The following is an 11385-nucleotide window of genomic DNA, read 5'->3' on the forward strand; positions in this document are numbered from 1 at the left end:
CCGCTTAGCCTGCCCAGGTGCGAGGGGACGCGTGACGCCGGACGAGGCGGAGGATGTTCTCGGGGTGACGCCGGGAGCGACCCTCGAGGAGATCGAGCGCGCCTTCCGCAAGCTCGCCCGCGCGACGCATCCCGACCTCCTCACCGCCGATGCGCACCCCGATGAGGTTCGCGACGCGAGCGAGCGCTTCAACCGGGCCCAAGCAGCCCGCGATCTGCTGCGCGACGAGCTGACGCGTCCGGCGTTCGCGATCCTCAGCGGACCCTACGCCGCGGCCGGCTCGAGCCGACGCGGCGGCGGCCTCGGCGACGAGCGGCCCTTCGCCGACCCCGCCGACGAGCTCGCCGCGCGTCGCCGCGGCTCGAGCCCGCGCAGCCGCTTCGCCCCGCCCGAGCCCGATCCGGCGCACGCGGATGTCGACCTCAGCGACCTGCCCGACGATCCGACCGCGACCCTCGCCGATCTGGCCGCCGACCCGGCCCGCTGGGCTCCGCCGCCGCCCGTCGACGAGCGCGAGGAGGTCGAGCTGAGCCCGCTGCCCACGGAATCCGCCGAACCGGTGCGGCCGACGGGCGAGAGCTACTGGATGCCGCCCGCCGCATCCGGCGACGCCGAGACCGCCGCCGCGGGTTTCGCGTCCCACTCGGGTGCACCGGATGCCGCGGCCGACCCCGAGTGGGACGGCGCCGCTCCCGCCGTGAGCCGCTGGGTGCCGAGCGCCGACGAGAAGCTCACGACGGGCGAGATCGAAGCCCAGCGCGTGCGTCACCGCCGCCGGCGCGAGCGGCTCACGATCGCGCTCGGCACGACGATCGCCCTGATCGGCATCGTCGTCGGCGTGCTCGTCGCCGTGAACCCGCAGCTGTTCCACGATGATCCGCAGCCGGTCACCTTCCCCGCCGCGGTGCCGCAGAAGCCCAGCAGCGACGCGAGCACGGCGGGTCTGGCCTTCGACTCGACGCCGGCCGACACGAGCACGACGGATGACTGCTCGGTCGCCGGCGAATGCTGGGCCTGGACGATCACGAGCTCGGAGCAGTGCACCGACGGCACCATGATCGCGACCGTCACCTTCGCCGACGCCGCCGACACCGCCCCCACCCAGCACCGCAAGTACGCGGTCGCGGGCCTCGCCGAGCACGCGAGCGGGCGCCTCGTCGTGCAGCGCTGGCCCGGAAGCCCCGACTTCGCGCAGGTCGAGCGGATCGACTGCGTCTGAGCCTCGACGCCCGCGTCGCCGCCGGCCTCGACGCCGAGCCGGTGCGCATCGAGCGGCACATCCCGGCGCCCGGCTCGAGGGCGTGGCCGTCAGCTCACCCGGCGCCGCCGGCCCACTCGGCGTAGGGATCCCATCCGCCGCGCTCATCGGCGGCGGCCCCGTCGACCGTGACACCGGGGTCGCTCCCCGGGGCGACCGGCAGCACGCGGCCGATCACCCGGAAGGGCGGCGGCACGTCGGCCGTGCCGGGGAAGCAGGCGAGCAGCGCGTGATCCTCGCCGCCGTGCAGCACCTCGGCCACGCCCGTGCCCTCGGTGGCGAGATCGATCGTCACGCCGGAGGCCTGGGCGATGCGCCGGGCATCGAGCAGCAGGCCGTCGCTCACGTCGAGCATCGCCGTCGCGCCCGAGAGCGCGGCGACCGGACCCGCGTAGATCGGCGGCCGCGGTGCGAGCTGCGCCGAGACCTCGGCCGGGAAGCGGCTGCGCAGGTTGCGGGCGCGGCGGGCGTCCGGCACCCCTTCTCTGTCGACGCCGCGCGCGAACAGCAGCGCGAGACCCTTCGCGGCGAGGCCGAGCTGTCCCGCCACCGCGACGACATCGCCCGGGCGCGCACCCGAGCGCAGCACCGGATCCCCGCCGACGAGGTCGCCGATCGCCGTCACCGCGATCGTGAAGGTCGGCGAGACGCCGAGGTCGCCGCCGACCACGCCGCAGCCGCGGGCGAGCGCGGCGCAGGCCTCGCGCATCCCGTCGGCGAAGGCCTCGAGATCGGCGACCGGGGTGTCGGCGGGGATCGTCAGCGCGACCACGAGCGCCGTCGGGGTCGCCCCCATCGCGGCCACGTCGGCGAGGTTCGTCGCGGCGGCCTTCCAGCCGAGGTCATAGGGCGTCGACCACGCGGTGCGGAAGTCGGGGCCGTGCACCATCGTGTCGGTCGTGATGACGATGCGCGAGTCGGGCGCGGCGATGACGGCCGCGTCGTCGCCCGGCCCGACGAGCGCCGCGTCGGCCTGCGGCAGGCGCGGGAAGATGCGCTGCAGCACGGCCGTCTCGCCGATGTCGCGCAGGGTCTCGGCCGGCTCAGCAGTCACCCGACCACGGTAGCGGGCGGCGGATGCGCGGCTCCCTCGTCGCGGGAGAGAGGACGGATGCGGATCCGCCGCGTACGCGCACGCCCGCCGACCGTCCGGCCAGCGCCGGCGCGGGGATTCGCCCAGCCGCCGCGCGGTACCCTCATGCCGATGCGCACCCGACCCGTCGCGGCCCTCCTGCTGCTCGCGGCCACCCTCACCGCCGTGCTCGCCGGCTGCTCCCCCGTTGTCGCGACCGAGCCCGCAGCCGACGCGAACGACCCCGGCTGCGCCGACGTCATCGTGCGTCTGCCCGATTCGACGCAGGGCCTCGCGAAGCGCGAGACGAACGCGCAGGCGACGGCCGCCTACGGTGACCCGGCCGATGTGCTGCTGACCTGCGGCGTGAAGGTGCCCGCCGCATCCGAGCTGCCGTGCGTGCAGACGAAGAACGTGCTGTGGCTGCGCGACGACTCGAAGGCGCCGCTCTACATCTTCACGACCTTCGGCCGCGAGCCGGCGATCGACGTCGCGATCCGCTCCGATCAGACGAAGGCCTCGGGGCGGGTCGCGCCCGGTCAGGTGCTCTACGACCTGTCGGACGCGGTCTCCGAGACGACGAAGAACGGCCTCAGCTGCCAGGACGTCGAGGACTCCCTCGGCGTCGACAAGACCGACGGCTGACCCGGCCGCTCCGCCGAACAAAGCAGCGCGACCGATCGTCAGCGGACGGCCGTGCGCCCCAGCTCGATCAGCTCGGTGATGAGCTCGGGATAGCTGAGCCCGCTCGCCTGCCAGCAGGCGGGGAACATCGAGATCGGCGTGAACCCGGGCATCGTGTTGATCTCGTTGATCACGAAGTCGGTTCCGGTGAAGAAGAAGTCCACGCGAGCCAGGCCCGAGCCGCCGATCGCGTCGAAGGCGCGCGCGGCGATGCGCTGCATCTCGGCGAGTTCCTGCTCGCCCAGCTGGGCCGGGCAGACCAGGTCGATGCCGGGCGCATCCAGGTACTTCGCCTCGAAGTCGTAGAAGTCGCGGCCCGTGATGACGATCTCGCCGGCCACGCTCACCCGCGTCGCGCCGCCGTCGCGCCCCGAGAGCACCGCGCACTCCAGCTCGCGGCCGACGATGCCCGACTCGACGAGCACCCGGCTGTCCTCACGGAAGGCGGTCTCGAGCGCCGCATCGAGCTCGGCCCACTCGGTCACGCGACTCACGCCGACCGACGATCCGGCACGGGCGGGCTTCACGAAAGCGGGCAGCGCGAGGCCGTGCATCCGCCGCTCCCACAGCTCCCGGTCACGCGCCCACTCGGACCGCGTCACGGTCACCCACGGGGCGACCTCGACGCCCGCGCCCTGCAGCACGGTCTTGGTGAAGTGCTTGTCCATGCCCAGCGCCGAGGCGAGCACGCCGTTGCCGACGTAGGGCACGCCGACGAGCTCGAGGGCGCCCTGCAGGGTGCCGTCCTCGCCGAAGGGGCCGTGCAGCAGCGGGAAGGCCACGTCGATCTCGCCGAGCGACTCAATCGTGCCGTCCGGGCGGGTGACGGTCCACTCGCGGGTGGATGCCGACGCCGGCAGGTGCACGCGCGAGCCGTCGTCGGCGACCTCGGGCAGGTCGGCGAGGCGGAAGCGGGAGGAGTCGTCGGGCTGCAGCGTCCAGGCGCCGTCGCGGGTGATGCCGATCGGCACGACCTCGTAGGCGTCGCGGTCGATCGCGCCGAGCACGCCGCCGGCGGTGGCGCAGCTGATCTGGTGCTCGCTCGAGCGGCCGCCGAAGATGAGGGCGATTCTGGTCGTCACAGGATGCTCATTCCGCAGGTGATGGTTCGACGGTGCGCGGTCATCGGACTCACTCCTCCGTCGGCGGCGCGGGGCTGTCGTCGGTCGTCAGGTGCGGCGCGATGTCGCGCGGGTCGAGAGTGCCCGCGAGCACCTCGGCGACCTGCGCCACGATCGGCATCTCGACGCCGTGCGCGGCGGCGAGCTCGAGCACCGGACCCACCGAGGAGAGCCCCTCGGCCGTCTGGTTCATCTGCTTCACCACGTCGGCGAAGGCGTAGCCCTGGCCGAGCAGACGCCCGGCCGTGTTGTTGCGCGACAGCGGCGATTCGCAGGTCGCGATGAGGTCGCCCAGCCCGGCGAGACCGCTGAGGGTCTCGGGACGGGCGCCGTGCGCCACAGCGAAATCGGTCATCTCGACCAGGCCGCGGGTGATGATCGACGCCTTCGTGTTCTCGCCGTAGCCGACGCCGTCGACGATGCCGATCGCGACCGCGATGAGGTTCTTCAGCACGCCGCCGAACTCGGTGCCGATCACGTCGTTGTTGATGAAGCACCGGAAATAGGCGTTCGTCGCCGCCGTCGCGACCGCCGCCGCCGTGTCCGGATCCTCCGACGCCACGACGGATGCGGTCGGCTGCTCCTTCGCGATCTCGAGCGCCAGGTTCGGGCCCGACACGACCGCGATGCGGCCCGGGTCGCATCCGAGCTCCTGCTGGATCACCTCGCTCATGCGGTAGCGGGTGCCCTTCTCGACGCCCTTCATGAGCGAGACGACGGGCACGCCCTCGGGGATGAGATCGCGCACGATGCGCAGGTTCTCGCGCAGCGACTGGCTCGGCACCGACAGGTACACCTGCTCGGCGTCGTCGAGTACATCGTGCAGGTTCGAGCTCGCCCACAGTCGGCGCGGCAGGTTGATGCCGCGCAGGTAGTCGCTGTTGCGCCGCGACTGGCTGATCTCGCGCGCCAGCTCCGGACGCCGAGCCCAGAGGGTCACCTCGGATCCCCCGTCGGCCAGCACCTTCGCGAAGGTGGTGCCCCACGATCCCGCTCCCAGAACAGCTACCCGTCGCATCAGCTCACGTCTCTCGTGCGTGCCGTCGATCGGCCGCGTCCTTCTCTGCGGGTGGCGCGCTCCCCCGTCGCGGATCCCGCTCCCAGAACAGCTACCCGTCGCATCCCGCCCAGTCTGCCGCATGAGCCGCTGTGCGCCTGCCCGCCTCGCTGTCGGCGGCGCCCATCCCCGCCTAGGGTGGGCGCGATGGATGCCCGCCCCGCCGCCCGCGCCGGAGCCTCCGCCGCCCGGCGATTCCTCGGCGGCGCCGGCCTGGTGCTGCGCGGCTTCGCGCTCTGGCGCACGCGTCCGGCGCTCATGCTGCTCGGCATGATCCCGCCGCTCATCGTCTTCACGGCGGGCGTCGCGCTGCTCGTCGCGGCGGCGTTCGGGCTCGGACCGCTGGCGACCTGGGCGACGCCCTTCGCCGACGGCTGGGATGCGGGTTGGGCCGCCGCGCTGCGCACGGCTCTCGCGGCGGTCGCCTTCGTCGGTCTCGGCGCGCTCGGCATCCTCGCCTTCACCGGCCTCACCCTGGCCGTCGGCGATCCCTTCTACGAGCGCATCTGGCGTGAGACCGAGACCCTGCTCGGCGACGCACCGCAGGGATCGGGGCTGGGCTTCGGCCGCGCGCTGCGGGATGCGCTGCTGCTCGTGCTCGCGGGTATCGGCGTGGGTGCGCTGGTGTTCCTGCTCGGCCTCATCCCGGTGGCGGGCGGCGTGCTGGGGCCCGTCGTCGGAACCGTGCTGTCGGGCCGCATCCTCGCCGCCGAGCTCGTGACGCGACCGCTCGAGGCGCGCGGGATCGGCCGCCGCGAGAGCCGGGCGGTGCTGCGCGGCTCGCGCGCCGAGCAGCTCGGATTCGGCGTCGCGACCCAGCTGCTCTTCCTGATCCCGCTCGGCGCGATCGTGACGATGCCGGCCGCGGTCGCGGGCGCGACGCTGCTCGCCCGCACAGCCCTCGCCCGAACAGCCTTCGCCCGCACGGCATACGACCCGACGGCCGTCGACGGCACGCCGTCGCCGCGCTGATCCGCCACGCCGTCGATCGCCGACGCCGCCTACGGCCGCCCGAACTCGCTCTGCCCGTGCTGCGCCGGATCCCAGCGCTCGGCCGGCGGCGTCTCGCCGCGCAGCTCGCCCTGCAGCTCGGCGATGCGGTTCATGAGCACGGTCGTCACCTCGTCGGCGAGGCGTCCGGTCATCGGCTGGCCGGCCCACGGACTCAGGTCGAGCGGCTCGCCCACGAGGATCTCGACCACCTGGCGCGGCACGATCTTCAGCGTGCCGCCGTACGGCGGCAGCACCTTCTGCGCACCCCAGTGCGCGACCGGCACGAGCGGGATGCCGGCGCCGAGCGCCGCGCGCACCGCGCCGGTCTTGCCGCGCATCGGCCACAGGTCGGGGTCGCGGGTGAGGGTGCCCTCGGGGTAGATCACGACGCCGCCGCCGCGGGCGATCAGCGCGCCGGCCTGCGCGAGCGGGTCACCGCCGCCCCGGGCCGCGCGCTCGACGGGGATCATCCCGAGCCGGCGCAGGATCGGACCGAGCACGGGCAGGCGCAGCAGCGAGGCCTTGAGCAGGAAGTGCGGGGCGCGCCCCATCCGCGCCACGGCCAGGCCGACCGCGATCGGGTCGACCGTCGTGTAGTGGTTCGCCGCGACGACGAAGGCGCCGACCTGCGGCAGGTTCTGCTCGCCGCGGATGTGCAGGCGCAGCACCCGCGAGGCGAGCGGCAGCACGACGAAGCCGAACGCGCGCCAGCCGCGGTTCCAGTCGACGCCGCGACGGGGCAGATCGACGTTCGTCGAGCGGCTCACCGAAGACCTGCCGTCACCGTCACCGTCACGCGCGTTCCGGCGCTCAGTCGAGCTCGAAGTCGGCGCCGAGCGCCGTGAGCTTGTCGATGATGTGCTCGTAGCCGCGGCTGATGAGCCCGAGATTGCTGATCGTCGAGGTGCCGTCAGCGGCGAGCGCGGCGATGAGGTAGCTGAATCCGCCGCGCAGGTCGGGAACCCGCACGTCGGCGCCGTGCAGCGGCGTCGGGCCGGTGATCACGGCGGCCTGCTCGAGGCGGCGGCGCGGCACGCGACGGGTGACCGACTCGAGGCCGTCCTTGTGCACGACGATGTCGGCGCCCATGTCGAGCAGCGCGTCCGTGAAGCCGAAGCGGTTCTCGTAGACGGTCTCGTGCACGGTCGACACGCCCTCGGCCTGCGTGAGGGCGATGATGAGCGGCTGCTGCCAGTCGGTCATGAAGCCGGGGTGCACGTCGGTCTCGACCTGCACCGCCTTCAGCGCACCGCCCGGGTGGTAGAAGCGGATGCCGTCCTCGGCCACGTCGAAGGCGCCGCCGACCTTGCGGAACACGTTGAGGAAGGTGAGCAGCTCGGGCTGCTTCGCGTTCTCGACGAAGATGTCGCCGCCGGTCGCGAGCGCGGCCGAGGCCCAGCTGGCGGTCTCGTTGCGGTCGGAGATCGCGCGGTGCGTGTAGCCCTCGAGGCGCTCGACGCCCTCGATGAAGATCGTGCGGTTCGGCTCGACCCAGATGATCGCGCCCATCTTCTGCAGGATCGCGATGAGGTCGAGGATCTCGGGCTCGATCGCCGCGTTCTTGAGCTCGGTGACGCCCTCGGCGCGCACCGCCGTGAGCAGCACCTGCTCGGTCGCGCCGACGCTCGGGTACGGCAGCTCGATGTGCGCGCCGTGCAGTCCGTCGGGCGCCGTGATCGTGATGCCCTCGTAGCTCTTGTCGACGATCGCGCCGAAGGCCCGCAGCGCATCCATGTGGAAGTCGATCGGGCGGTCGCCGATGCGGCAGCCGCCGAGGTCGGGGATGAGCGCCTCGCCGAGGCGGTGCAGCAGCGGACCGCAGAACAGGATCGGGATGCGGCTCGAGCCGGCGAGCGCGTCGATCTTCGCGAAGTGCGCCTTCTCGACGTTCTGCGGGTCGAGCACGAGCGTGCCGTCGTCGGGGCTCGACACGGCCACGCCGTAGGCCTCGAGCATGCGCGTGACGATGTCGACGTCGCTGATCAGGGGCACGTCCTGCAGCACGCTCGGCGTCTCGCCGAGCAGGGCCGCGACCATCGCCTTGGTGGCGAGGTTCTTCGCGCCGCGCACGCGGATGCGCCCCTGCAGGGGCTTTCCGCCGTGCACCGTGATGCGGTCGGCCGTGAGACCGACGCGCTCACCCGACTGGGATGCGTGCTTCGCGAGCGATGCCGCCTGATCAGCTGCCAACGGGATGCGTCCTCCTAGCGAGCGGGGAGGGTCGTCGGGCGCCAGGCGGCGCGCGTGCCCTCGAACTCGGTGATCTTCTGCTCTTCGCGCAGGGTGAGCGCGATGTCGTCGAGGCCCTCCATGAGGCGCCAGCGCGTGTAGTCGTCGATGTCGAACGGGAAGGTGACGTCGCCGACCGAGACCGTGCGCGCCTCGAGGTCGACGGTCGCGTCGACGCCCGGGTTCGCGTCGATCGCGGCCCAGAGCGCCTCGACCTGCTCTTCGGTGACGGTTCCGGTCAGCAGTCCCTGCTTGCCCGAGTTGCCGCGGAAGATGTCGGCGAAGCGCGGGCTGATGACGGCGCGGAAGCCGAAGTCGCGCAGCGCCCACACGGCGTGCTCGCGGCTCGAGCCGGTGCCGAAGTCGGGGCCGGCGATGAGCACGGTCGCGCCCTGGAACTCGGGGCGGTTGATCACGAACTCGGGGTCCTGGCGCCAGCCGTGGAACAGCGCGTCGTCGAAGCCGGTCTTGGTGACCCGCTTGAGGAACACGGCGGGGATGATCTGGTCGGTGTCGACGTTCGAGCGCTTGAGCGGAACGGCGGTGCCGGTGATGACGCTGACCTTCTCCATCAGACCGCCACCTCCTCGGTGCTCGGGGTCACGGGGCTGACGGCATCGCCGCCGTCCTGCGCGAGGTCCCACGGCGACGACAGGGTGCCGCGGATGGCGGTCGCGGCGGCGACGAGCGGCGACACCAGGTGGGTGCGGCCGCCCTTGCCCTGCCGGCCCTCGAAGTTGCGGTTCGAGGTGGAGGCGCAGCGCTCGCCCGGCGCCAGCTGGTCGGGGTTCATGCCCAGGCACATCGAGCATCCGGCGAAGCGCCACTCGGCGCCGAAGGCCTCGACGATCTTGTCGATGCCCTCGGCCTCGGCCTCGAGGCGCACGCGGGCCGAGCCGGGCACGACCATGACGCGCACGCCATCCGCCTTCTTCTGGCCCTGGATGATCGACGCGAAGGCGCGCAGGTCCTCGATGCGGCTGTTGGTGCACGAGCCCATGAAGACGGCGTCGACGGGGATGTCCTTCATCGGGGTGCCGGCCTCGAGGTCCATGTACTCCAGCGCGCGCTCGGCGGCGGCGCGGGCGTTCGGGTCGGCGATCTGCGCCGGATCCGGCACGGGCTCGCTCAGCGAGACGCCCTGGCCGGGGTTGGTGCCCCAGGTGACGAAGGGCTCCAGCTCGTTCGCGTCGAGGAAGACCTCGGCGTCGAAGACGGCGTCGTCGTCGCTCTTCAGCGTCTCCCAGTAGGCGACGGCGTCGTCCCAGTCCTGACCCTCGGGCGCGTGGGCGCGGCCCTTGAGGTAGTCGTAGGTGGTCTGGTCGGGGGCGACCATGCCGGCGCGGGCGCCCGCCTCGATCGACATGTTGCAGATCGTCATGCGGCCGTCCATCGACAGCGAGCGGATCGCGCTGCCGCGGTACTCGAGCACGTAGCCCTGGCCGCCGCCGGTGCCGATCTTGGCGATGACGGCGAGGATGATGTCCTTCGCGGTGACGCCGGGGCGCAGCTCGCCCTCGACCGTGATCGCCATGGTCTTGAAGGGCTTGAGCGGCAGCGTCTGGGTGGCCATGACGTGCTCGACCTCGCTCGTGCCGATGCCGAACGCCATCGCGCCGAAGGCGCCGTGCGTGGAGGTGTGCGAGTCGCCGCAGACGACCGTGATGCCCGGCATGGTGAGGCCGAGCTGCGGGCCGACGACGTGCACGATGCCCTGCTCGACGTCGCCGAGCGAGTGTATGCGCACGCCGAACTCCTCGGCGTTCTTGCGCAGCGTCTCGATCTGGATGCGGCTGGTCGGGTCGGCGATGGGCCGGTCGATCGCGAGGGTCGGGGTGTTGTGGTCTTCGGTCGCGATGGTGAGGTCGGGGCGGCGCAGCTGCCGGCTGGCCTGGCGGAGGCCGTCGAAGGCCTGCGGGCTGGTGACCTCGTGCACGAGGTGCAGGTCGATGTAGATGAGGTCGGGCTCGCCGTTCTCGCCGGCGACGACGACGTGGTCGGCCCAGACCTTCTCAGCGAGGGTGCGGGGAGCGGCCGCGCTCGCGGCGGAGCGCTCAGCCGAGGGGGTTTCGGTGCTCATGGAGATGTCGGTCCTTCTTCGATCGGTGTCGGCCCGCGACGGACTCCGCGACGAGGGAGGCCGGAAAGACTAGGCCTCGTCGCGGCGACGAAGGAGAAGGAGCCGATCGCGCAGCATCGCGCCAGGCTACCACCGCGATCCGGGCGCGCGCCGCGCTCGCGAACCCCCGCCGCTCAGCCGCGCGCTCAGGCGCGGGCGACCCGCAGGTGGAAGCTGCCGAGCTCGATCTCGGCGGGATCCCCGACCTTGACGCCGTCGACTCCGGCGACCTTCTCGCGCAGCCCTCCCGAGGTGACGGCGACCCCGTTGGTCGAGCCGAGGTCGATGAGGCGCAGCGCGCCTCCGACGACGATGAGCAGGGCGTGCGTGCTCGACACGGTGCGCTCGGGGTCGTGGATGCGCAGCCGCTCGGCCGCGGGCCAGCGCTCGGGAACGACGGGATTGCGGCCGAGCACCACGCCGGACGTCGTGACGACCTGCGTGGCGCCGTCGGGGAGCCGGATCGTCCACGGCCCCGGCTGGGCGGGGTGCTCGCCGGTCGGCACCTCGGCTTCGCCCGACGGAGTCGACACGGACGACGGCGCGGGAGCGGAGCCGGGCGCGGACTCCGCCGCGGGAGCCGGGCCGGCGACTGCGGGAGCCAGGCCGCCCATCGGATTCGCCGGCAGCGGGAAGGCCACCCCCGGCGAGCGCGGCATGACCCGTCGCGTGGCGGAGTCGCCGTGCTCCTCGTCGACCCGGCGCTCCGGCTCCGGCTCGGGCGGGGCGCCGGGCGCCTCGGGAAGCAGCCCGGGCGGCGGGGTGATGAGGAACCGCTTCTGCTCGGTCATCCGCACCCCCTCTCCGACCGCGTCAGGCTATCGGATGGGGAGTGATCCCCATCCCCTCGGC

General features: G+C 72.9%; 11 protein-coding genes. 3 read left to right on the plus strand and 8 right to left on the minus strand.

Features of this window, described 5'->3' with window-relative positions:
- Positions 1–31 precede the first annotated feature (31 nt).
- Positions 32–1219, plus strand: coding sequence for a J domain-containing protein (locus FJ657_RS12410; protein ID WP_141164046.1), 1188 nt, complete (start codon positions 32–34; stop codon positions 1217–1219).
- A gap of 94 nt (positions 1220–1313) precedes the next feature.
- Here the strand turns inward: FJ657_RS12410 and thiL are convergent, their stop codons facing one another.
- A complete protein-coding gene (thiL, locus tag FJ657_RS12415; RefSeq protein WP_141164047.1) occupies positions 1314–2312 on the minus strand; it encodes a thiamine-phosphate kinase in 999 nt (332 codons plus the stop codon).
- Between the two features lie 150 nt (positions 2313–2462).
- Between thiL and FJ657_RS12420 the strand changes: the two genes are divergently transcribed.
- Positions 2463–2975 carry a DUF3515 family protein gene (locus FJ657_RS12420; RefSeq protein ID WP_255447322.1) on the plus strand — a complete coding sequence of 171 codons (513 nt, stop codon included), beginning with the start codon at positions 2463–2465 and terminating at the stop codon, positions 2973–2975.
- A gap of 38 nt (positions 2976–3013) precedes the next feature.
- On the opposite strand, the gene FJ657_RS12425 is transcribed toward FJ657_RS12420, so the two are convergent.
- Both FJ657_RS12425 and FJ657_RS12430 read right to left on the minus strand, forming a co-directional pair.
- Positions 3014–4096, minus strand: a complete 1083-nt coding sequence (locus tag FJ657_RS12425; RefSeq protein ID WP_141164049.1) for a D-alanine--D-alanine ligase family protein — start codon at positions 4094–4096, stop codon at positions 3014–3016.
- Positions 4097–4145: 49 nt separating this feature from the next.
- Positions 4146–5153 (minus strand): NAD(P)H-dependent glycerol-3-phosphate dehydrogenase, encoded by a 1008-nt coding sequence (locus FJ657_RS12430; RefSeq protein WP_141164050.1) that lies wholly within the window; start codon positions 5151–5153, stop codon positions 4146–4148.
- 186 nt (positions 5154–5339) lie between these two features.
- On the opposite strand from FJ657_RS12430, the gene FJ657_RS12435 reads away from it, so the two are divergent.
- On the plus strand, positions 5340–6164 hold the full coding sequence (locus FJ657_RS12435) for an EI24 domain-containing protein (protein WP_141164051.1): 825 nt from the start codon (positions 5340–5342) through the stop codon (positions 6162–6164).
- 29 nt (positions 6165–6193) lie between these two features.
- Here the strand turns inward: FJ657_RS12435 and FJ657_RS12440 are convergent, their stop codons facing one another.
- From FJ657_RS12440 to FJ657_RS12460, 5 genes are all read right to left on the minus strand, one after another.
- Positions 6194–6952 (minus strand): lysophospholipid acyltransferase family protein, encoded by a 759-nt coding sequence (locus FJ657_RS12440; protein ID WP_255447323.1) that lies wholly within the window; start codon positions 6950–6952, stop codon positions 6194–6196.
- A gap of 43 nt (positions 6953–6995) precedes the next feature.
- Complete coding sequence (gene murA / locus FJ657_RS12445; RefSeq protein WP_141164052.1) at positions 6996–8375, minus strand: UDP-N-acetylglucosamine 1-carboxyvinyltransferase; 1380 nt, start codon at positions 8373–8375, stop codon at positions 6996–6998.
- 14 nt (positions 8376–8389) lie between these two features.
- Positions 8390–8986, minus strand: coding sequence for a 3-isopropylmalate dehydratase small subunit (gene leuD / locus FJ657_RS12450; RefSeq protein WP_141164053.1), 597 nt, complete (start codon positions 8984–8986; stop codon positions 8390–8392).
- Positions 8986–10494 carry a 3-isopropylmalate dehydratase large subunit gene (gene leuC / locus FJ657_RS12455; RefSeq protein WP_141164054.1) on the minus strand — a complete coding sequence of 503 codons (1509 nt, stop codon included), beginning with the start codon at positions 10492–10494 and terminating at the stop codon, positions 8986–8988. The genes leuD and leuC overlap by 1 nt, the downstream gene beginning before the upstream one ends.
- A 185-nt stretch (positions 10495–10679) precedes the next feature.
- Positions 10680–11324, minus strand: a complete 645-nt coding sequence (locus FJ657_RS12460) for an FHA domain-containing protein (RefSeq protein WP_141164055.1) — start codon at positions 11322–11324, stop codon at positions 10680–10682.
- Positions 11325–11385: the final 61 nt, after the last annotated feature.

The sequence above is a fragment of the Schumannella soli genome (genome assembly GCF_006517435.1).
GTDB lineage: Bacteria > Actinomycetota > Actinomycetes > Actinomycetales > Microbacteriaceae > Schumannella > Schumannella soli.

What these genes read in the sequence shown, in the direction of transcription:
- leuC (WP_141164054.1), bottom strand. Translation starts at nt 10,494, where the DNA reads ATGAGCACCGAAACCCCCTCGGCTGAGCGCTCCGCCGCGAGCGCGGCC.
- FJ657_RS12435 (WP_141164051.1), top strand. Translation starts at nt 5,340, where the DNA reads ATGGATGCCCGCCCCGCCGCCCGCGCCGGAGCCTCCGCCGCCCGGCGA.
- FJ657_RS12460 (WP_141164055.1), bottom strand. Translation starts at nt 11,324, where the DNA reads ATGACCGAGCAGAAGCGGTTCCTCATCACCCCGCCGCCCGGGCTGCTT.
- FJ657_RS12430 (WP_141164050.1), bottom strand. Translation starts at nt 5,153, where the DNA reads ATGCGACGGGTAGCTGTTCTGGGAGCGGGATCGTGGGGCACCACCTTC.
- FJ657_RS12420 (WP_255447322.1), top strand. Translation starts at nt 2,463, where the DNA reads ATGCGCACCCGACCCGTCGCGGCCCTCCTGCTGCTCGCGGCCACCCTC.
- leuD (WP_141164053.1), bottom strand. Translation starts at nt 8,986, where the DNA reads ATGGAGAAGGTCAGCGTCATCACCGGCACCGCCGTTCCGCTCAAGCGC.